The following is a 22007-nucleotide window of genomic DNA, read 5'->3' as shown; positions in this document are numbered from 1 at the left end:
GATTATTATGAGTTTTAATTTGTATGCTAATATTGTAGAAAAAAAGGAAAAAATATCTGTAATTGGATTAGGATATGTAGGACTCCCCCTTGCTATTGAGTTAGCAAAAAAATTTGATGTTATAGGGTTTGATGTGAATACTAGAAAATTAGACAAATATTTATCTGGTATTGATATAACAGACGAAGTAGGGGATGAAGCTTTAAAAACTACTACTATGATTTTTACAAATGAAGAAGGGAAATTAAGAGATTGTAAATTTCATGTAGTAGCGGTACCTACTCCAATTAATAGTGATAAAACACCTGATTTAACTCCAGTAATTGGAGCAAGTAAAACTGTAGGGAGAAATCTTACTAAAGGATCTATAGTTGTTTATGAATCTACAGTATACCCTGGAACTACTGAAGAAGTTTGTATACCTATACTTGAGAAAGAATCAGGTTTGGAATATGGTAAAGACTTTAAAGTTGGTTATTCCCCTGAACGAATAAATCCAGGCGACAAAATAAACACACTGACAAAAATCACTAAGGTAGTATCTGGATCGGATGAAGTTGCTCTTGAAAATATAGCTAAAATTTATGAGTCAATTATTGAAGCGGGTGTTCATAGAGCTGAATCAATAAAGGTAGCAGAAGCGTCAAAGGTAATAGAAAATTCTCAAAGAGATATCAATATTGCCTTTATGAATGAACTTTCAATGGTATTTAACAGGATGGGTATAGATACAAAAGCCGTTTTAGAAGCCGCGGGAACAAAATGGAACTTCCTTAAATTTGCTCCTGGTTTAGTTGGGGGGCATTGTATAGGGGTAGATCCATATTATTTCACTTATAAAGCTGAACAACTTGGTTATCATTCTCAGATAATTCTTTCTGGTAGAAAAATCAATGATGATATGGGTGTATATGTAGCACATAATATTATTAAAAATTTAATTAAAGCAGAACAACCTATAAAAGGGTCGAAAGTGGCGTTATTAGGAATAACATTTAAAGAGAATGTTTCTGATGTTAGAAATACTAAGATAATTGATATTATTAAAGAACTTGAAGAATTTGGTGTAGATGTTATAGTTCATGATCCCGTTGCAGATAAAGAAGATGTATGGAATTCTTATAGAATAAATCTAGCTGATAAAGAGGAATTGAAAAATTTAAACTGTGTAGTACTAGCTGTTAATCATAATGAATTTAAAGAAAGCTATGATTTAGATTTCTTTGATAATGTGTATAAAGACAATAAAAAGGTTTTGATTGATATCAAAGGATTGATGAATCGAAGAGAATGTGAATTAAGAGAGTATGTTTATTGGAGTTTATAATTTTTTTAATACTACATATGATCTAATAAATATCGAAAATTAAGTGTGTTGAATTAATCTTAATCTATAAAGAAATATCTGGAGTACTCTTTATCCAATGCAAGGGAGCTTAGTTTGGATTAGGGGTACTTCTGTATATTGTTTATCTCGACAAACTATTCTAGAACTTGATGATTTTCACTTAGAAAATCCAATGAATCAAGGGTTGGGAATGTATTTATATGCTTATTGTAGATTATGTAATTGAAAGGTGAATATTATGAGTTTAATAAGGAAAGCATTATTTAGGATTTTCAGAATTACTATAGGTAAAAAAGGGATTTATGGAGATATTCATGGGAAAGGAAATAAATTCACAAAAGGAGTATTTATAGTAGAAGGTGCATCCATTGGTAAGTACAACTACTTTGGACCTTATACAATGATTAATAATGCCAAAGTCGGAAATTATTGTTCTATTGGTCCTGGAGTTAAGATGGGACAAGGAAAACATAGTTTGTCATATATAACAACCTACCAAAAGATTAGTTCTGAGTTAATAGGATATTCGCTAAGTACAACACCTACAATAATAGGAAATGATGTATGGTGTGGTGCTAATGTAGTTATTATGCAAGGAGTTAAGATTGGTAATGGTGCAGTTATCGGCGCCAATGCGGTCGTTACAAGTGATGTACCTGATTACGGAATTGCAGTAGGCATACCAGCTAAAGTAATTAAATACCGCTTTAATGATAAAATGATTAAAACCATACAAGAAAGTGGATGGTATAACTTTGACATTGCCAAAGCTAAAGAAGTAATAAAATCTATTGAAATGCGTCTATAGTTGTATATAATAGTTTCACACCTTAAATTAACTAACTCTATCAACGATTAACTATAAGCTATTAATATAATTATGGCTAAGGGCATATAAAACAAGTTTTAGTGGTTTTTAAAATCCTGATTCAGACAATATTATTATGAAACGAGAATTTAAAAGATGAAAGTATTACACATAAACTCAAATTATTTATATACCACACTTTATGAAAAATTAATTGAATGCTTAAATGAAAAAAATATAACTAACAATGTATATATGCCTACGCATGGAGAAACGGAATTTGTAATATCCTCTAAAGATTATGTTTATCATCCAGTGTGTTTTAAAAAAAATGATAGATATTTTTATTACTATAAACAAAAAAAAATTTTTACTAATTTAAATAAGGATATGGATGTTAATTCATATAATTTAGTACATGCGCATACTCTGTTCACTGATGGTTATGTTGCTTATAAGTTACAAAAAAAATATAGTATCCCTTATGTAGTAACTGTGCGTAATACAGATATTAATGCTTTTTTTAAGAAAAGGGTTTTGTTAAGAAATACAGGGGTAGAGATTTTAAAAAATGCAAGTAAAATAATTTTTATTTCAAAAGTTTATAAAAATGAATTATTAGATAACTATATACCTAAAAAATATCATAGAGATATTGAGGAAAAGAGTGTAATAGTACCTAACGGTATAGATGAATTCTGGTTAAAGAATAAATTTGAGTCAAGGAAAAAAAATAATTCTAATATTATTAAACTTATATATGCAGGACGAATAGATTCAAACAAAAACATTACGACTACTGCAGAAGTTTGTAATTTGTTGAAAAGTAGGGGGATAAATACAACTTTAACGGTTGTAGGGAAAATTGATGACGAAAAGGAATATAAAAAAGTGGCTAAATATGACTTTGTTTCGTTTATACCACCTAAGCCTAAAGAAAAGCTAATTGACTTATTCCGTACAAATGATATTTTTATTATGCCTTCCATACATGAAACTTTCGGTTTGGTATATGCAGAAGCAATGAGTCAAGGATTACCAGTTATTTACACGAAAAATCAGGGGTTTGACGGTCAATTCCAAGATGGTAAAGTAGGATATAGTGTGGATTGTTTTAATCTAAAAGAGATTGCAGATAAGATAATTGATATATCCAAAAATTATGAAATTATGTCACTAAATTGTATTGAACTATGTGATAAGTTTAATTGGGACTTAATAGTTAAAAAATATATAGATATTTATGAAGAGGTAAGTTGTCATGAAAAAAAAGATAAATAGTATTTGTATAATATCAGCAAAATACCCTACAGAAAAGAATCCAGAGTATACATTTGTAGATCAACTTGTATGTGAATTGGCGGATAACGGGATTGAATGCACTGTAATATCACCTGTAAGTATCACAAAACGTATTGTAAGAAGAGTTGAAAATGTGCCAATAGAAAGTACTAAAAAAACAAGAAAAGGTAATACCATAAAAATTTTTAGACCAAGGTTTATTTCTTTTTCTAGTAAAATCATGAATATAAATACATCTAGAATTACTTATAATAGTTATAAAAGATGTGTTTTACATGAGATGAAAAATCGTAATATATCGGTTGATGCCATTTATGGGCATTTTATATCTCCATCAGGAATATGTGCTGCAGATATAGGCCAAGACATGAATATTCCCTCATTTTTAGCATATGGTGAGAGTTCACTTGATAGGTATAAAAATGTAAAAAAATCTTTTTTGAAAAATAAGATTAAAAAATTAAGTGGCATAATATCTGTGTCTAGTGAGAATAAGAGAGAACTTCTAGATGCAGGATTAGTTGAGAATAATTCAGTTGTTGATGTTTTTCCAAATGCAATTGATTCTGGTAAATTTTATAAGGAAGATAAGGCTTCTGTAAGAAAGGAACTTAATATTAGTGAGGATAAGTTTGTTGTTGCCTTTTTGGGACAATTTATTGAAAGAAAAGGAATTAATGTTCTATCTAATGTATTGAATGAATTTCAAGATGTTTATTCTATATTTATTGGTTCAGGGTTAAATGAACCCCAATGTAACAATATTTTGTTTAAGGGCAAAGTCCCACATGATAGTGTCTATAAATACTTAAATGCAGCGGATGTATTTGTATTACCAACAATTGCGGAAGGTTGTTGTAATGCAATTATAGAAGCATTGGCGTGCGGTTTACCTATTATATCATCCAATTTACCATTTAACGATGATATATTAGATGAAAATTGTTCGATAAGAGTTGATCCGTTTGATGAAACTTCAATCTATAATGCTATTAATTTGTTGAAAAATAAGAAGACTCTACGGGAAAAATTATCAGACGGTGCAATAAATAAAGCAGAAAAACTAAGTATAAGTGAGCGTGCAAAAAATATTATTAATTTTATGGAGAGAATGAGTTAGTTATACACTTATTCTCTACCAACTATAATGTGATTTTCTTTGTATAAACGTTTTATGAGTAAATATGTAGGAGGATATAATGAAACATGTTGCACATCTTGGGGTTGAGCCGAAAAATAGTTCGATTATTTTAAAATGTTCAATTATAGCGTTCCTGGTTCTAATTGGAGTGAATATTCCTTTCTTTACTATTATTGCTTTTTTGTTGGCCTGTATCTTTATTTTCTTGGGTTCATTTAAACAATTACTTGGGATACTTTTCTTCGTATTAGCTTTTTCTCCTATATTTAAACTCAATCCAAATAGCTTTAGTTTCTTCAGTTTTTTAATTATAGCAGCAATCGTTAAATTACTATTTACAAAAGTAGATTTGAGGTTTAATTATAAACAGGTTTTTGTACTATTGCTTTTTTTTACTTATGTATTGATATTTGGTGGAGTAAATGGAACAATTCGCTTGGGTGATATTATCCCCGGTTTTGTGTTGATGTTACTCGTGTTTAACCAAGACAAGAAAATAGATTTACGTAGTATATTATTGTTTTTTACTTGGGGTTTAATTTTGGCATCTGTGGCAGGGTTGTTTAGTGATTATATTACCGGACTTTCTTCTTTTATACGAGATGTGAGATTTAAATTAGAGCCTGGTGAATATTTTGAACGGTTTTCTGGTATACAATCAAACCCTAATTTTTATACTATGGACTTAAGTATAGCTTTAGCTGGATGGTTTGGATTGGTAATAAGTAGGCTTGCAAAACCGTTTGATTATATATTAATTATTATGTTATCAGTATTTGGAATAATGTCTCTTAGTAAGTCGTTCTTGGTAATTTATTTAGTATTGTTACTATTAGTGCTGACTAGCTTTGGAAAGCAGAGTATTAGAGGTTTAATAAAGGGAGTATTTATTGTCGGAATAGTAATTGTCGGGATATATATTTTTGTAGATAAGGAATATCTTAATGTATTGTTAGGCAGATTCTTAAATAATGATAGTGCTAATGCATCCTTATCTAGTGTTACTACTGGACGTTATGATATATGGACGAGCTATGTAGGTTATATATTTTCTGATATTAAGGTTTTTTTGTTTGGTAAGGGGCTCGGTGCAGAAGTCTATGGGTCTATAGCATCCCACAATTATATAATAGAGACCATTTATTATCTTGGGGTTATAGGGGCAATTCTATATCTTTTCTGTATAATTAGTATTTTCCCTAAACGTAATTTATCTGTTAAACGTAATTTAGTGAATCATTTACCATTTATAATACTAATGGTACGAGGAACAGCTATTAATTTAATATTTAGAGAAAATCTGATTTTTTATTTGATTATTATAGCAATAATTTTAAACACTAATTTAAATGTTAAGGATAAATTAAATTTTGTTACGATAAAAAACAACTCTTAAATTATTATCTTAATTTAAAGTTTACTAAATTATATGTTGATTTTAAATCTAGACTAAAAGATATATCTACTTCAATTAGAGAGTACTATTAGTATAAATTCTTAAGGGAGAAAATTTGGATGAAAGAAAAGGAATTTAAACTAAAAGTAGCGAAGGCAACAAAATGGTCAACTATTACAGAAGTATCTGCTAAATTAGTTGCGCCTATTGCCAATATGATTTTAGCCAGAATACTTGTACCTGAAGCTTTTGGTGTAGTAGCAACAATAACTATGATTATTAGTTTTGTTGAGATGTTTACTGATGCGGGATTCCAAAAATATCTTGTACAGCATGAATTTAAAGATGAAGATGAAAAGTATAAAAGTGCTAATGTTGCGTTTTGGACAAATTTTAGTATTTCTATTTTTTTGTTTGGAACTATAGCTTTTTTTTCTAATTCAATCTCAGTATTAGTAGGAAGTCCAGGTTTAGGGAATCTGATTATGATAGCATGTATTCAGTTACCAATTACAGCATTTTCTAGTATTCAAATGGCACTTTACAAGAGAGAGTTTGACTTTGAAACTCTTTTTTTCGTTCGAATGGTATCAATCTTAATTCCACTAGTATTGACAATCCCTTTAGCTCTATTAGGTCTTAGTTATTGGGCTCTAATAATTGGCTCAATATTTACGTATCTTTCTAATGCAATTATATTGACAGTTAAGTCTAAGTGGAAACCTAAATTATATTTTGATGTTAGTCTTTTAAAAAAGATGTTAGCTTTTAGTATTTGGTCTTTTATAGAGGCAATATCTATTTGGTTTACAGTTTGGGTAGATGCATTTATTGTAGGATATTACTTAAATCAACATTTTCTCGGACTATTTAAGACATCCACAACAATGGTCAATTCAATTATGGGTCTTATAACTGCTTCTATTATACCTGTCTTTTTTGCAACACTATCTCGTTTACAAAATGACAATAGTAGTTTTAAACAGGTGTTTTATAAATTTCAGAGAATAGCTTCGATTTTTATATTTCCTTTTGGGGTTGGAATATATCTCTTTAGTGATTTAGTTACGAGTGTATTATTAGGCAATCAGTGGGAAGAAGCTAGTGTGTTAATTGGTCTTTGGGCATTAACAAGTGCAGTAAAGATAATTTTTTGTAATTTTTCAAGTGAAGTATATAGAGCAAAGGGTAGACCTAAATTATCATTTTTAGCTCAAATTTTATATTTAATTGTCTTGGTTCCAACTATAATTATTAGTGCTAAAGTTGGTTTTTTGACCCTGGTTTATGCTAGATCATTAATCCAGTTTTATTTTGTATTAATCCATTTTATTGTAATGAAATTTGCTATAGGATTTCCTATTGTAAAAACATTAAAGAATCTAATACCTTCAGCAGTTTCAGTAATGATAATGGGTATTTTTGTTTTTCTACTTCAACATTTATACAGTGGAATATTTTGGAATATAATAACAATAAGTTTATGCGCTTTCTTGTACTTTTTCGTTTTATGTTTATTCCCAATTATACGAAAGGACATCCGAGATTATAAAAATAGGATTAAATCAAGACAAATTTAATTAATGTACCTACTTTTATAATGAGCGTTCTTTAGAGCTGATATAAGATATTATTAAAGATAAGAAGGTAGGATCATTTGTGAAATAAAGGTTTTAAATATATGACTTTGAAACACATATAAAATTACAAGAGCAAAGGAAGGCTAATTATGTACAAAATAGCAGTAGCTGGAACAGGGTATGTTGGCTTAGTGGCAGGTGTATGTTTTGCTGAAGTTGGTCATCAAGTAACCTGTGTTGATATAGATGAAAATAAAGTAAACGTAATGAAGTCTGGGATTTCTCCTATCTATGAAGCAGATTTAGAAGACTTAATGCAGAAGAATTACACTGCTGGAAGGATTGATTATACAACTGATTATAAATCAGCCTATAAGGATGCTGATGCGATCTTTATCGGTGTCGGTACTCCAGAGCAATCAGATGGTTCTGCCAATCTTTCTTACATCGCAACAGTCGCAAGGCAAATTGCTGAATCAGTGGAAAAGGACAGTTTAGTTGTGGTGAAATCTACGGTCCCGGTTGGAACGAATGATAAAGTCGAGCAGTTTATTCAAGACTTTTTGGTTAATGATGTTAAGGTGGAAGTTGTATCGAACCCGGAATTCTTGGCACAAGGTTCTGCTGTGCATGATACACTGCATGCCGAACGGATCATTATCGGAACGGAAAGTAAATGGGCTGAAGAACTGATGCAGAATATTTATGAGCCATTTCATTTACCTGTTGTTTCAGTCAATAGAAGATCCGCAGAAATGATCAAGTATGCCTCCAATGATTTTCTTGCTCTTAAAATCTCTTATATGAATGATATCGCCAACCTTTGTGAACTTGTTGGCGCGGATATACAGGATGTTGCTAGAGGGATGAGCTTCGATAATCGTATCGGAAGCAAGTTTTTAAACGCAGGTATTGGTTATGGAGGTTCATGTTTTCCAAAGGATACTAAAGCATTGGAGTATCTGGCAAGACAAAACGGTTACGAGCTTAAAACCGTCAAAGCCGCCATTGATGTGAACAAGGACCAAAAGACGATGCTATATAAAAAAGCTAGTAAAAGACTGATTACGTTTAATGGTCTTAAGGTAGCTGTACTAGGATTGACTTTTAAGCCTGGGACTGACGATTTAAGAGAGGCTGCATCTCTTGAGAACGTGCCTTTATTATTAGAACAAGGTGCCGATATCTATGCTTTTGATCCTGTTGGAGCAGAGAATTTTGCTAGAGTGTATCCAGAAGGTAAAAATGGCAAAGGCAGTATCACGTATGTTGCGAATATAGAGCATGCCTTAGAAAGTGCAAATGTCTGTTTTATTTTTACTGAATGGGGAGAAGTGAAAGCATTAACTCCTGAAACATATAAAAAGTTGATGAGGACTCCTTTAGTATATGACGGAAGAAATATCTATAATGTTGAAGAAATGCAAAAATCAGGTGTGGAGTATCACTCCATTGGAAGAAAACCTGCAAGTAGAGAAGCTATAAAGGAGTCGAAACAAGTTGAATTACAAATCCCTAGATCCTAGTAAAACATACTTGATTACTGGAGCGGCAGGTTTCATCGGTTTTTTCTTATCAAGAAAACTATTAGAACAGGGCTGTAATGTGATCGGTGTTGATAATATAAATGATTACTATGATGTGAAGCTTAAATATGCTCGTTTGGAGCAGCTTAAACCTTATGAGAAATTTACCTTTATTAAGGGTGATATTTCTGACAAAGCGATGATCTCCAATATCTTCGAAGAGTATAAACCTAATATTGTAGTAAATCTGGCTGCACAAGCGGGAGTACGATACTCGATCGAGAATCCAGATGTGTACATTCAAAGTAATATCATTGGTTTTTACAACATACTTGAAGCTTGCAGGCACTATCCTGTCGACCATCTTGTCTATGCTTCTTCCAGTTCAGTTTATGGAGCTAACAAAAAGGTTCCATTTGAAGAAACGGATTTTGTGGACAATCCTGTATCGCTTTATGCTTCAACTAAGAAATCTAATGAATTGATGGCCCATACATACAGTCATCTATATAATATACCTACTACAGGACTCCGTTTCTTTACGGTTTATGGACCTATGGGACGACCGGATATGGCCTACTTTGGATTTACTGATAAGTATTTTGCTGGTGAACCAATTAAGATCTTTAACAATGGTGATTTTGAAAATGACTTATATAGGGACTTCACCTTCATTGATGACATTATCGAGGGAATAGAACGGCTTCTATCTAATCCTTCAGTTGGAGATAATGACGTTCCTCACAAAGTATTTAACATTGGAAACAATAATCCTGAAAAGTTGATGGCTTTCATTGGAGCTTTGGAGAAATGTTTAAGTAATGCTCTAGGTAAAGAGGTTGAATTTAATAAGGTTTTCGAACCAATCAAACCTGGAGATGTACCTGCTACTTATGCTTCTACTGATTTGCTGCAGAAGGCTGTCGGATTTAAACCGGAAACTTCAATAGAAGAGGGTTTGCAAAAGTTCGCAAATTGGTATGTGGAATATTATAATAAAAAGTAACAATAGTAAACTGATAAATGGTATGAAATTTTTTTGGATGCCAGGCCCTAAGAATTTTCTAAGATTAATAGAGACAGAGAGTGTTTTTGAAAGCTCTTTGTCTTTTTTTAAACTCGAAAAGGGATTCTTCTATTATTATATATACCTCGTGATAGTCCTACATTTCCTTCATAATTAAAGCCCACAAACATTTCAGTCATATTTGTTAAAATTGAAACATTTTTTAGCTGTCTGTACTTTTATATTGACAGTTACTGAAACTATTATGCAAAAATTGATGGGAGACTCTTATCTCCTGTAGGAGTCACCTAAATAAAAAACTTTAAAAAGGATGAATTTCATGAAAAAAATCATCGTTTTTTCCTTATGTTTTTTGCTGATTGTTTTCTTCATTTTTCAGCAGAAACATTCTCTATCAAATCACAAAGAAAAGATATACGTTGAAGATTTTAAAGGGTCCGATGATTCTGCAAAGATACAGGCTGCCATTGATCATGCAAAGGCCAATAAGTTAAAGACGGTTATGCTGGATGATAGGGAGTATTCGGTTTCATCACCGATCAAAGTTAGGAAAGGTGTTAGGCTATTATTTGGATACGGAACGAAGTTCATTGTTGAGGGGAATTTCAGGGTGCTTGAGCTTGAGCAGAATGCTTCCATAGAGGGTGCTTATGTAGTGATAAATGATGCTGAATTTGATTCAGAGGTCATTTACTTAGATGGTAAGTATAAATATTATAATACCTGGAACAAAACGCAAGTGAAGGATGTAAATATCATTAACTGGTCTGAGAGTAATAAGGGTACAGGGCTATCATTGTATGCTGGCGGTAAAGAACATGAGATTTCTTTCGTGAACTTTGAAAATGTCAAAGTTGCAGGAATGGAGACTGGAGTAAAACTAATAGCTAAAAAACCGTCTTCTGGTAAGACCTGGATCAATGCTAATCGTTTTTTTAACCTATCATTAGAAGATTGTGTCAATATGATTTACATAGATAGTAACTCTACCGTACCGAATGAGGTTAGTGGTAATCAATTTACTAGCTTACAGATACAGCCTTCAGGCAAAACAAAGAGCATTTTGAAGATAAGTGGGCAATACAATAAGTTTGAGGGAATGGTTTGGGATCTGGACAAAATCACACTGCAAAACGAGGTTATTGAACTTAAGGATAATAGCATGGGAACTAGCATTGATATCCCATCTCTGCCTATAAGTTGAATAGCTGACAGAGGTCAAGCCAATATCTTGAAGTGATAATAAAATTGAAAAGGGTGATTAGCAGCTAATAGATAGGCATACACCCTGTAATGTAATTGCTGGTACTATTAATCTTTATCACTGGGGAATAATTCTTTCTTCTGTGGATAAAAGGTATATATGCCAGTTTTTTAATATTAATAGTCAAAGCTTTGTAGTGATAATTTGCCCTTGATCATTAATAGTCACTTTCCACTTTGTTCCGTTTGGTGAAGCCATTGTCACAGCTTTCCCCTTTTGAAGTTCTAAATCTCCATATAATGTTCCGCCTGTAGTCGGTAGCCAAGCTGCACCTTGCTGTAACGATGATCTTGCGAAGAGCCGATTGATCCGGAATCGTTTGTGCTCTTGTGTATAGCCGCTTAACGTCAGTCTAATCTTGTACAGTGTTTCTGCTCTTGTTTCTGAGATTACCGTGTTACCTGCATTAAATGGGAGATTTTTAGCTGCAGTCCATGGTCCATTTAAGCTTTGTTGATATTCAATCAATACTCGGCTGGGACTTTCATTCCATCCAAAATAAATACCAAAGCAATTTAGCATTTTAATAGGCTGTTTGGTAAAATCCAATTCAATCACTACCGGTTGCGAACTAGGCACATCGAGGTAATTTACACTTTGCTCATCGAGTAAATTGAAACAGTTATTGATATTTCCTCCATAAGGAGCCTTTCCAGAAAGCTGACGTACAGCGTAGCGGACGTTTGCACTTACTAAAATATCGTCTTGATTCCCGACCAGATGGGCTTTTCCTAAGGCAATAGGTGGATATACTTGAAGCGATTCTTCATGTGGCGATGTGCACCGATTGTATTGGCCACGGTCTAGAATTGATGTAGCTACTTGGTTCGAAAAGAGGTAGTTGTGATGAGATGTAGAAGAGAATTCGATGACCAGAGGAGGAGCATCCATACGATAGGTATCCCATATAACTCCTTCAAAAAAATTATAGGCACCCGAACAACGGATGACTTTCTTTGTTTGGCTCCGGCATTGAACTTGGATTCCGGTAAACATATTTCCGGAAATTTCGTAAGGTAGATCACTGCTTCCGACAATCTCGATTCCATACTGGCAGCCATCTATAAAGATGGACTCGAAGGAGTTGGCATTAATCCAGCATGGGGTATCTACATTTGATAGTTTTTCGGTTTTTAAATAGAGGGCTGTATGGAAGTTTGTAATTTGGAGGGAGCTTGCCTTAAAGAAGCTGATGAAATCCCATGCTTTGTTACAGTATAAATGGATGGCGATACCTTGATATGTTGTTGTACGATTAATAATATTGATATTCGATATAGCTGTATGATTATGGATTTCTATTTGCTGCGCCCCGGAAAGAAAAATGACGGATGAATTGAAGCTAGTATCGACTACTTCAATCGTCCCGCCGGAGAGGGAAGCATCCTTTTGAAGCTCAAAAACCTGGAAATTACCTTTAACGATTAATGTTATCGTCGGATCAATTTCTAGATGGACATTTTGCTTAATGACAATGGGGGAGGAGAGGATATATTGTTTCTTCCCTGTAATGACAACTTTAGAGTAGTTATTATCTACACAATAATCAATCGCTGCTTGAATGGCTGGTGAATTATCCGCTAGATTCGGATCGGCGCCAAAACAATCTATATTAGCGACATTCCTGTTCTGGCAATCCTCAGGGAGGTTGAGTGGGTCTGCCATATATAACACTCCTTTTATGGTGATGTTATATAGCATATGCTTGTCCAAAAAGTATGTATAGGTATAAAAAACAAAAAACAAACGAGGTCATCGTTTGTTTTTTGTTCATTGATAGGTTTTCATTGTAGAATGAATCATATTCGAGAGGGAGAAGGATTCTTCTACTTTTTGTCTCGCTTTACTTCCCAAGCGTTGTCTTAAATCTACACTATCTTGAAGCGCTTTTATTTGTTTGGCAAATTCCTGTTCTGAATGCTGTGAAATGAGAATCCCGGTTTCATGGTCCACAACCGCCTCTTTAATGCCGCCTACATCGACTGACATAATTGGTGTTCCGGCTGCCATTGCTTCCAGGACGACCATCGGAAAAACTTCTCTAAGTGATGTTAAAAGAAGTACGTCCATATTGCATATAAATTCATATGGATTGGAGGCATTGCCTAAGAGCACCACTTTATGGCGTAACTTTAAGTCTTTAATCATTTTTTCTACAGAATCCCGCTCCGGTCCATCACCAGCAATATAAAACATCACATTAGGAACATCCTTTAACTCATTAACGATTTTTAAGAAAAGTTCATGATTTTTCTCCTTTGATAAGCGGGCTAAGATTCCTACATTGAAGGTTTCTTTAGGCTGTAATTGTTTAAAAGAAAAGTGCTCTACATCTACGCCATTGTAAATCGTCCGAATAAGCTCCTTCCTAACACCAAGCTGAAGTAAGTTATCCCGTTCAAAATTACTAATTGCAATAATTTCTTCCACATGCTGATTCAGCACTCTTTTAAATAGAAAGGGCATCTTTTTTTCTAGGATGGTTACATTATGCTTGGTATACACCAGCTTGATATTTCTTCTGGTAAGCTTCTTGATGGCGATCGAGTATAGCAGCATTCGTAAGCTATTGGCATGAATGACATTGATGTGTTTTAAGCGGACTTCTTTAGTCAGTATTTTAAGGTTGGCAAGGTGATTCTTTAAGCTTAAAGGAATGAATTGTTGTTTGTTATGAATTTGCTTGTATAATTCCCCAGTCGCAGCAGCAGAGTAAAACGTCATGTTTTCATCCTGGAGATGGTTTTCCAATTTGCAAAAATACATCTCAGCTCCGCCAATTATGAGTTTATCTGTAAGTAGCAGGACATTGTTCATATACCTTATTTCCCTCCATTTTGTAAAGAGGCAGGCTGTGAACCTCTGTTTTTGTTGTATGCGTTATAGGCGTACTTGCTAAAATAGAAGTTAGCTTTTACAAAGCTTAATTTTTCCTGGCTTCGTAACAGCTTCCAATATCGGTAAGCAGCCTTAAATTTATTTCTTGAAGTAGAGTTACTTACAATCCGATATTTGGATAAGACTTTTGGTAAGCCATGCGCTTTATATCCTTGTCGTAACAGTAACAGCCATAATGCAGTATCTTCAGGCTGAATATCGGGCATTTCGATATGCTTGAATTGCAGCCTATCCAGCATCACGGTTAAACAGCCAATTGTTGTATTTCCAATCAGATGCTTATAATCCACCTCTTTAGGTGCCTTTACTTCAACATCAAGAGACTTACCTTCTTCATCTATTAAAGAATAGGAGGTGAAAGAGAATGCTAGTTTTCCCTTTTGCATAAATGCGACTTGTTCTTCCAATTTAGTTGGGAGCCATAAATCATCACTATCAAGAAACGCGATATATTTTCCGTTGGCTTCTTTAATGGCTATATTTCTTGCGCGGGCAGCTCCGACATTCTTGGATAAGGGAATAAGTCTGATCCGTGAATCGTGCTCTGCAAAGGTTTTAATGATAGAAACAGAATCATCCTTTGATTGATCATCTACAATGATCATCTCCCAGTTAAAATAGGTTTGATCTTGGACAGTTTTTATCGTTTCAGGGATAAAAGACGAGCAGTTATAAGAAGGAGTTATCACGGAAACTAAAGGTCTATCATCCTTTTTGCTGTAGGTCATTACATTCCACCTCTTTTTTCTCATATACCGAAATATATTTTAAAGTTAGTGCTAAAAAGGAAAAAAATGCTTCATTAATCATGAGTGAAAGGGACATCATCTGTATTAAGAAAGCAAAAAGAGTTAGAACAATGAACGGTTTTTCTTTATGTAATTTAGTCTTGAATAAGGTGAGTATAAGCATCAATAAAAAGGAAAGGTAAAAAAGAAAACCAATGATTCCAGACTCTACTAAAACCTCGAGATACGTATTGTGAACATATAGTTTTTCATTATGCTCAAAAGCGTAATAATCGGAAAAATTAAAAGCGCCAATGCCAAAAAGGGGATTTGACACAAAGTAGTTGATCGCCTGCCCCCATAATTCAAACCTTCCGCTTCCCCCATCTGTTGAAAAGTCAGAAATGCGGCTCGTGACGATTTCATTGAGATCTATATTGATAAAAGATCCAGCAACATATATCACCCCTAAAAATAATAAGGAAACAGCTAACATTTTGATTTTTTTTGAGAAATTAGCTAACAGCATGTACAAAACGACCACCAGTACAAGCGCTAAAATACCGCCTCTAGAAAAAGTCAGAAGGGAAGTAATCATACATAGGAGGAATCCAATTGAATGCTTGAATCCCTTTAAATTGGTTAAATAATAGGAAAAAAAGATTGTGTTAAAAAAAATGAAGATATTTGGGTCATCCAGCAAACCGATTAATCTTGGATAATCCCGGTCCAATAATAATCCATATGATGTAATCTCAACACCTGTTGGAAATCTTCCTGTCACCTGTATTCCAATGAAGTATAATAATAGGCTAATGACGTTAAAGATGATTCCGACATTTACAATCGATTTCTCAATCGCATCTAAAGAAGTTAGCTCCAATACATATCTCATGATGAAATAACAGCCAAGTACGAGTATCACTCCTAGAATGACCCGAATGCTCGATTCAGGATACTGAGAAAACGCGCCGCTCAGACAATAGGTGAAATAAAATAAAAGCAAAAGGATTTCATAATGATAAAGGGTATGGAAATAAAAATCCCGAAAATGAATGCAAAAGAAAATGGCAAGAAAAACCATGTAAATTTTTAAAGAAAAACCAATGGAGATATTATATTTACTGAGCGTAATAAAAAATAACAAGAGAAAGACTGACCAGATAGAGGTGTTTTTATTAATTAGCAATCTTTCCATTCTCTTTTTGTCTCCCATCTTGTAAATGTTCGGTAGCAGTTTTCTTTTTAATGAAGCCAACGATTAATTGCTTGATGTTCTTATCAAGCAGCAAAATTAGAGCAGTGACGAAAATGATGGTAGAAATCATGGCTATAAAAGGATACTTGGATAATAAGTTTTGCATCGGTATGAAACTAATGAAAAAGAAGGTACCATACGGCAGGATGACCTTGAAGAATACCGTTCTTTTTTCCGGGTTGGCAGCGACATAGCCAATGAATGAGACGATTTCCATGGTAAGGACGGCAAAAGCTGAGCCAGCCACTGCATAGTTAACGCTTAGAAAATAGAAAGAAGCGAAACCAACAGTGATGGTTATGAACTGGACAATTGTACGCCGGTTTTGTAATCCCCTTGTTGTGAGACCGTCAGCAATGGCAATGTTAAAGCCTTGCAGAACGATTATAAAAGCCAATATTTTTAAAGGCTGAACCGCAGATCCCCACTCGGGTCCAAATAAAATGGTGACGAGATAAGTGGCCAAGTAGAATAAGGTAATAGTCATGCACATGCCGATATAGGACATGATTTTCATTTGCAAGATATTCAATCTTGTGTGTTCTGCAAGCTCACCTTGGTTGTATCGCTTAAATAAAAGCGGAAAAAAGGCGCCTGCGATGACTCCTGGTATTTGGTATAAAGCAGAAGGAATCCGATAGGCTACTGCAAAGAGGCCGACAAGCGCTAAAGGCAGTGTTTTTTCCAGCACCAATGGTCCCAATTGTGGGGTTAGCATAATAAATAACCCACTGATTAAAAACGGACTGAGATTCGTTAATAATTGTTTTTCAAAAGGAGACTTCCATTGTATTTCCGCTTTTTTCAGCAGTAAATAAAGGCTGTAATATCCACCGGCTAAATACGAGAATCCATATAAAAAGGCTGCTAGATGAACATCCACTTTTAAACCCATACTCACCGTGGTTGAAAGTATCAACGCAAAAGAAGAGAAGATTTTTATCGACGCGATGAATTGCATCCTTTCAGTTAATTGAAAATAGGTTATCCCTATACTTTGCATCGCCAGGCCAATGACCATTGGAATCATTAAGCTATAGATCATATAAAGAATTTTTTGTTCTTGATAAAGAATATGAATGCCGGCAAAAAAAACAAAAAAGGTCAAAAGGGAGCAAACAATCCGAATCTTAATATAGGAAGAAAATGTTCTTCCTAGGTTTTCCTTTTTTGATCCTTCCCTTAAAAAAGTATTACTTGTCCCGAGGTCAGTGAAAAAGTTCATGACCATGGCGAGAGCCAATGCCACACTGAAAATTCCATAGTTCTTTGAGTTAAAGTAATTAGCTAATAAAATGAGAGTCGCCGCATTAAGAACATTGGATAGAATGGTACTGTAAAATAAATGGACAATATTTTTTAAAATAGAGTTTTTCTTTGTATTCACTTTATTCGCTCCCGATTTTATGACGATAAAGTCGTTGGGTTGAGTAGTGGTGCAGTTGATTGAATTGTCTTTCTTGTTAAAGAAGGCTGATTTTGGTTTAAATAATATTCATATGTGCTCTCAAGACCCTGTTCAAGTGAATAGGCGGGATGCCAAGCCAATTTTTGAAGTGTCATTTTATTACAGAGTATGCTTTCTTTGATATCCCCATTTTTCGCTGGCTGATAAATAGGAGATAAATCATGGCTGCCAAAGGATTGAATAATCGAAATTAATTGATTGATGCTTGTACTGGTGGTTGATGAGACATTGAAGGTGCCGCTTTCTTCATATTCCAACGCTTTCAGATTGGCATCGGCTACATCCTTTACATAGATGAAATCCCTTGTTTGAGTACCGTCTCCATAAATGACGGGCCGCTCATTTTTTATGACAAGATTAGTGAAAATCGATATAACACCGCCTTCGCCGCTAGCTGTCTGTCTTGGTCCATAGACATTGCTGTATCGAAGATTCACATAATTTAAATCGTATAATTCTTTAGCAAGCTTTAGATAATCCTCTGCCGTTTTTTTTGATGCACCATAGGGTGATAATGGAGAGGTAAGATGTGATAATGTGATTGGCATGACATCAGCATCTCCATATACAGCTGCTGATGAGGCAAACACGATCTTTTTAACGGCATACTTGTGAGAGAGTTTAGCGATGTTTATCGTTCCCATGATATTGATTCGTGCATCATTCGTAATATCCGAAATGGATTGTTGTACACTTACTTGTGCAGCTTGATGAATGACATAGTCAGGCCTAAATGTCTCCATCGCATTTTCAAGCAGGACCTCATCTTCAACATTTCCAAAGAAGGGAGTGACTTTGGCCTGGACATTTCCGATAGATCCGGTGGAGAGGTTATCATATATAGCCACTTCATAATTATTACGGATTAATGTATCAACTATATGAGAACCAATAAATCCAAAGCCCCCAGTTACTAGTACTTTTTTCATTTTTCACTACCCCTTTTTTTAGGTTATCTAGCTCCATTACCAGTAAAGACTATGGTCAATGTTCGGAACAAAATCTTGATTTCCATAGCAAATGAGCGGTGTTGAATATAATATAGGTCGTAATGCAGCTTTTCTTTTGGTGATAAATCATACCCCCCATTTACTTGTGCCCATCCAGTAATTCCAGGTTTTACATATAAACGGTTTTTAAAGCCAGGCAAAAACTTTTCAAATTCTTTATAGAAAAATTCTCTTTCAGGTCTTGGCCCGATGAGTGACATATCTCCTTTTAAAACATTAATAAGCTGAGGGATTTCATCAATCCGTGTTTTTCGTATAAAGGCTCCTATTCTAGTCACCCTGGAATCATTTGCACTTGCCCACTTCGGACCATTTTTTTCGGCATCGATGCCCATGGAACGCAATTTAATCATGTTGAAGGGCTTCCCATCCAGGCCTAGTCTTTGCTGATAAAAAAAAGGGGAGCCAGTTGAATCAATAGGGATAAGAATACAGAATAAAAGTAAAATAGGTGCTGTAAGTATTAGCATAAAAAACGAGATAATAATATCCATAACGCGCTTTATATAAAAATTAGATGTTGTCGATAGTGGCTTTATCAGGATTTCTTCCTGCCTATCGACTCTGACTTTCGAATCCACTGGTTATCCTCCCTGAATTAAGAAATGATCATTGATCCTGAAATTTCAAGATTTGCCCTTTCAAATTGCATTTTCACACCGGCAATTTTCTCTAACTTATCTCTGCCTTCTTGTATCGCTAATATTATGCCATCACAATATTTAGCAACGATATTTGCATCAGGTTTATTTAAGCTGTCTGATGTATGAAATAAAATGATGTCAAAATCCTTCTTCCACTCTTCAATCAGGGTTGGAAGGGTTTCTAATGTTAATAATGTTGCTGGTTCATAAATGGCTTCGCTTGTAGGGATACAGAATAGATGACCCTTTATATGTATAGCATGTTCGTTAATCTTGGGCTCCTCGTTTAAAAGCAAGTTGGTCAAACCGAATGAATTATCGATATTAAACACTTGATGCAGCGAAGGTTGGCGCAGATTAGCATCCACTACCAGGACTCGTTTACGCTGCTCAGAAAAGGCAAGTGCTAAGTACGCTGATGCATTTACAATATTCTGTGATTGTGAAAGAGATGTAATCATTAATATTGAATCGTCTTTATGAAGGTTGGACTCGATATTGTTACATATCGAATAAAATTGCTCTTTATTGATTTCATTTAGGTAAAAGGATTGTTTCCTTGTGAATTTAATACTCACTATATTCACCCCGTTTTGTGGAAGGTAAGGTTTTATATGTTGTTTTACGTTTTCTGTTTATTCTTTTGGTATTCAAATTCAGCCTCCCTAATAATGGAATTCCAAGAAGTTCAAGCTCCCTATCGGAGTAGGTTGAATCATCAAAGTGCTCTCTAAGAAGTGCTAAGCCTATTCCAGCAAAAAAGCCTATTACGATTGAAATGGCTATGATGAATTTTGGCTTTGGGAAAAGCAGTTCTGCTTGTCCCATTTCATTATCATTGAGAATACTAATCTGTTTAACGTTTGTAATGTCTTTAAAATTAGATATCGAATGCCTCGCGACAGTTTGGGCGATGTCTTTAGCGGATTCAGGATTTGAATCCTTGACGGTAATCGTGATGATTTGGGAATTATCTCGATTAGTAATGGAAACTTGCTTAAGTAAGTCATAGCTAGAAGTCTTAAGATTCAATTCCTCTTTAACTCCTAACATGATCTGTGGACTTTTAATGATATCCATATATGAAAGGGCAAGCTGTCTGTTCTCTTGAACTTTGTTTATGGAAGATTCCTTTTCATCCATACTTAAAGATCCTGCCAGAACTTGAGTGGAATACTGATAAGTTGGTTTCATAAGGTACATGGACGAAAAAATAATGAAACCAGTAATACAAAGGGTAGATAGAATAATGATAAATATTCGCTTTTTTAAGATTCGTATAAAATCTTTAATTTTTACTTTTTCATTCATCGATTTCACCACTTTTTTAGAGATAGTAAGAATACGTTCACAACTTGCAAAGAATTTTTATATAATAGTTGGAATTATCCTATTTTACGTTTTAAAGCTATCGAATCTCTGGATATTACTTTTTCTTGTTTGTTTCTTGTGAAATACGTTCCGAGCCTCATGCATGGTTTTTCCACGAGTAAATAGGACGCTGAAGAGAGTAAAAAAGATAAGAAAAATGAAAAGATCAATATTAAAACGGTAGGCAGCTTGTTATAGAAAAGGTACATCAATGAGAATAAGGATATAAGATGGTACAAATACAAGCTATAGGAAATTTTCCCAAGAAGAGTTAGCATTCTAGACCTCAAAATCTTTGAAACTTTCTGGGAAGACACGCTCATGAAAATAAAAATGCAAACACCGCACGAGACTACATAATCCCTGAAAATATAATTGTTTAAAAAATCCACTTCACCAATGATGCCTTCGTACATAAAACAGATAATTGCACCCAACAACAATGCGATTTTTACAGGTTTTTTCATTTTCAAGGTGTAGGAAAAAAGCCCATGTCGATATTTCGCTATTATTGCTCCCATTAAAAAAAGAGTACAGTAGTGGAAACTTAGAAGAATGCTGGTTATATCGCCACCAGAACCAAACAAAAACAAAAAAATAGTCGACGAAAAAATTAAAACAAAAAGCCATAATAAAGAGTCTTTAAGCTTTTTTCGTATAAATAAAAAAATCAGTAAAGGAAATATAATTGAAATTCTCATTTCATGTACAAGAGACCATATAACATTGTTATAGGCGTCTGTATTGTACTGCCCTATAAACAAAAGATGTTCTATTAATAAGGAAGGAGTATCTGGGCCTGTCCAAGATTTATTAAACCAGTCAGTGATATAGGGCAAATCAATTTGGCTTAAAAGCATTTTAGCCAATATAGCCATGCCTATTGCTACTAGATATGGTATATAAATTCGAAACACTCGTTTTATTAAGTATGTAGAATAGTGGAATTTAGCACTATTAACTGATAAATACAAAACAAAACCACTTAATACAAAGAATAGAATGACAGACTCATTTCCACTACTGAAAAAAAGGCGTAAAGGAGTTTCCTTGAACAAATAAATCATGTAGGAGCTGCTTGAACCATACTGATAATTAGCATATGAAGGGTATACCATCAAATAATGCCCAATTAACACAATGAGAGCGGCTAAACCCCTTAATGAGTCGAATTCCTCATATCTAGTCATATCCTCCTCCATAAGAACCGTTTTTTTTATAATATAGCACTTGTTCTT

19 protein-coding genes are annotated in these 22007 nt (G+C 34.0%); 9 read left to right on the top strand and 10 right to left on the bottom strand.

Annotated elements, in window-relative coordinates:
- The first annotated feature begins 7 nt into the window (after positions 1-7).
- From AC0VX1_RS18075 to AC0VX1_RS18035, 9 genes are all read left to right on the top strand, one after another.
- Positions 8-1327, top strand: a complete 1320-nt coding sequence (locus AC0VX1_RS18075) for a nucleotide sugar dehydrogenase (protein WP_475468225.1) — start codon at positions 8-10, stop codon at positions 1325-1327.
- Positions 1328-1586: 259 nt separating this feature from the next.
- Entirely contained in the window at positions 1587-2156 is a 570-nt protein-coding gene (locus tag AC0VX1_RS18070; protein WP_475468224.1) for a CatB-related O-acetyltransferase, read from the top strand.
- Positions 2157-2312: 156 nt separating this feature from the next.
- Positions 2313-3437 (top strand): glycosyltransferase family 4 protein, encoded by a 1125-nt coding sequence (locus AC0VX1_RS18065; protein WP_475468222.1) that lies wholly within the window; start codon positions 2313-2315, stop codon positions 3435-3437.
- Positions 3418-4578 (top strand): glycosyltransferase family 4 protein, encoded by a 1161-nt coding sequence (locus tag AC0VX1_RS18060; RefSeq protein WP_475468220.1) that lies wholly within the window; start codon positions 3418-3420, stop codon positions 4576-4578. Before AC0VX1_RS18065 ends, AC0VX1_RS18060 begins: the two co-directional genes overlap by 20 nt.
- Before the next feature lie 79 nt (positions 4579-4657).
- The gene (locus AC0VX1_RS18055) at positions 4658-5995 is read left to right on the top strand and encodes a hypothetical protein (protein WP_475468219.1); all 1338 of its coding nucleotides are present in this window, start codon (positions 4658-4660) and stop codon (positions 5993-5995) included.
- 119 nt (positions 5996-6114) lie between these two features.
- A complete protein-coding gene (locus AC0VX1_RS18050) occupies positions 6115-7575 on the top strand; it encodes a lipopolysaccharide biosynthesis protein (protein WP_475468217.1) in 1461 nt (486 codons plus the stop codon).
- Between the two features lie 149 nt (positions 7576-7724).
- Complete coding sequence (locus tag AC0VX1_RS18045) at positions 7725-9101, top strand: UDP-glucose dehydrogenase family protein (protein WP_475468215.1); 1377 nt, start codon at positions 7725-7727, stop codon at positions 9099-9101.
- Positions 9076-10107: an SDR family NAD(P)-dependent oxidoreductase gene (locus AC0VX1_RS18040; RefSeq protein WP_475468213.1), complete on the top strand. Its 1032-nt coding sequence runs from the start codon at positions 9076-9078 to the stop codon at positions 10105-10107. Before AC0VX1_RS18045 ends, AC0VX1_RS18040 begins: the two co-directional genes overlap by 26 nt.
- Before the next feature lie 340 nt (positions 10108-10447).
- The gene (locus tag AC0VX1_RS18035; protein ID WP_475468211.1) at positions 10448-11332 is read left to right on the top strand and encodes a hypothetical protein; all 885 of its coding nucleotides are present in this window, start codon (positions 10448-10450) and stop codon (positions 11330-11332) included.
- A gap of 183 nt (positions 11333-11515) precedes the next feature.
- On the opposite strand, the gene AC0VX1_RS18030 is transcribed toward AC0VX1_RS18035, so the two are convergent.
- The 10 genes from AC0VX1_RS18030 to AC0VX1_RS17985 all read right to left on the bottom strand — a co-directional run bounded on the left by AC0VX1_RS18030 (position 11516) and on the right by AC0VX1_RS17985 (position 21959).
- Positions 11516-13057 (bottom strand): hypothetical protein, encoded by a 1542-nt coding sequence (locus AC0VX1_RS18030; protein WP_475468209.1) that lies wholly within the window; start codon positions 13055-13057, stop codon positions 11516-11518.
- Between the two features lie 105 nt (positions 13058-13162).
- Complete coding sequence (locus tag AC0VX1_RS18025; protein WP_475468207.1) at positions 13163-14209, bottom strand: glycosyltransferase family 4 protein; 1047 nt, start codon at positions 14207-14209, stop codon at positions 13163-13165.
- 5 nt (positions 14210-14214) lie between these two features.
- Complete coding sequence (locus AC0VX1_RS18020; protein WP_475468205.1) at positions 14215-15018, bottom strand: glycosyltransferase family 2 protein; 804 nt, start codon at positions 15016-15018, stop codon at positions 14215-14217.
- Positions 14996-16216, bottom strand: coding sequence for an O-antigen ligase family protein (locus tag AC0VX1_RS18015; RefSeq protein WP_475468203.1), 1221 nt, complete (start codon positions 16214-16216; stop codon positions 14996-14998). The genes AC0VX1_RS18020 and AC0VX1_RS18015 overlap by 23 nt, the downstream gene beginning before the upstream one ends.
- On the bottom strand, positions 16197-17663 hold the full coding sequence (locus AC0VX1_RS18010; protein WP_475468201.1) for an oligosaccharide flippase family protein: 1467 nt from the start codon (positions 17661-17663) through the stop codon (positions 16197-16199). Before AC0VX1_RS18010 ends, AC0VX1_RS18015 begins: the two co-directional genes overlap by 20 nt.
- Before the next feature lie 17 nt (positions 17664-17680).
- Complete coding sequence (locus tag AC0VX1_RS18005; protein ID WP_475468199.1) at positions 17681-18673, bottom strand: NAD-dependent epimerase/dehydratase family protein; 993 nt, start codon at positions 18671-18673, stop codon at positions 17681-17683.
- A 23-nt stretch (positions 18674-18696) separates the two neighbouring features.
- Positions 18697-19335 carry an exopolysaccharide biosynthesis polyprenyl glycosylphosphotransferase gene (locus tag AC0VX1_RS18000; protein WP_475468197.1) on the bottom strand — a complete coding sequence of 213 codons (639 nt, stop codon included), beginning with the start codon at positions 19333-19335 and terminating at the stop codon, positions 18697-18699.
- A 17-nt stretch (positions 19336-19352) separates the two neighbouring features.
- Positions 19353-19976, bottom strand: coding sequence for a CpsD/CapB family tyrosine-protein kinase (locus tag AC0VX1_RS17995; RefSeq protein WP_475468195.1), 624 nt, complete (start codon positions 19974-19976; stop codon positions 19353-19355).
- Positions 19966-20709, bottom strand: a complete 744-nt coding sequence (locus tag AC0VX1_RS17990) for a YveK family protein (protein ID WP_475468193.1) — start codon at positions 20707-20709, stop codon at positions 19966-19968. Before AC0VX1_RS17990 ends, AC0VX1_RS17995 begins: the two co-directional genes overlap by 11 nt.
- Before the next feature lie 74 nt (positions 20710-20783).
- Entirely contained in the window at positions 20784-21959 is a 1176-nt protein-coding gene (locus tag AC0VX1_RS17985; protein WP_475468190.1) for an acyltransferase family protein, read from the bottom strand.
- Positions 21960-22007: the final 48 nt, after the last annotated feature.

The organism is Peribacillus sp. QJM3NY_7, assembly GCF_056173225.1.
The sequence above is the reverse complement of the archived record's forward strand: the minus strand, read 5'-3'. Positions and strand labels throughout refer to the sequence as shown.

Bases quoted from the DNA above. Each gene is read 5' to 3' on its own strand.
- AC0VX1_RS18060 (WP_475468220.1), top strand. From the start codon at position 3,418: ATGAAAAAAAAGATAAATAGTATTTGTATAATATCAGCAAAATACCCT.
- AC0VX1_RS18030 (WP_475468209.1), bottom strand. From the start codon at position 13,057: ATGGCAGACCCACTCAACCTCCCTGAGGATTGCCAGAACAGGAATGTC.
- AC0VX1_RS18070 (WP_475468224.1), top strand. From the start codon at position 1,587: ATGAGTTTAATAAGGAAAGCATTATTTAGGATTTTCAGAATTACTATA.
- AC0VX1_RS18050 (WP_475468217.1), top strand. From the start codon at position 6,115: ATGAAAGAAAAGGAATTTAAACTAAAAGTAGCGAAGGCAACAAAATGG.
- AC0VX1_RS18015 (WP_475468203.1), bottom strand. From the start codon at position 16,216: ATGGAAAGATTGCTAATTAATAAAAACACCTCTATCTGGTCAGTCTTT.
- AC0VX1_RS18025 (WP_475468207.1), bottom strand. From the start codon at position 14,209: ATGAACAATGTCCTGCTACTTACAGATAAACTCATAATTGGCGGAGCT.
- AC0VX1_RS18005 (WP_475468199.1), bottom strand. From the start codon at position 18,673: ATGAAAAAAGTACTAGTAACTGGGGGCTTTGGATTTATTGGTTCTCAT.
- AC0VX1_RS18045 (WP_475468215.1), top strand. From the start codon at position 7,725: ATGTACAAAATAGCAGTAGCTGGAACAGGGTATGTTGGCTTAGTGGCA.
- AC0VX1_RS17990 (WP_475468193.1), bottom strand. From the start codon at position 20,709: ATGAATGAAAAAGTAAAAATTAAAGATTTTATACGAATCTTAAAAAAG.
- AC0VX1_RS18075 (WP_475468225.1), top strand. From the start codon at position 8: ATGAGTTTTAATTTGTATGCTAATATTGTAGAAAAAAAGGAAAAAATA.
- AC0VX1_RS18020 (WP_475468205.1), bottom strand. From the start codon at position 15,018: ATGACCTACAGCAAAAAGGATGATAGACCTTTAGTTTCCGTGATAACT.
- AC0VX1_RS18055 (WP_475468219.1), top strand. From the start codon at position 4,658: ATGAAACATGTTGCACATCTTGGGGTTGAGCCGAAAAATAGTTCGATT.
- AC0VX1_RS18035 (WP_475468211.1), top strand. From the start codon at position 10,448: ATGAAAAAAATCATCGTTTTTTCCTTATGTTTTTTGCTGATTGTTTTC.
- AC0VX1_RS17985 (WP_475468190.1), bottom strand. From the start codon at position 21,959: ATGACTAGATATGAGGAATTCGACTCATTAAGGGGTTTAGCCGCTCTC.
- AC0VX1_RS18065 (WP_475468222.1), top strand. From the start codon at position 2,313: ATGAAAGTATTACACATAAACTCAAATTATTTATATACCACACTTTAT.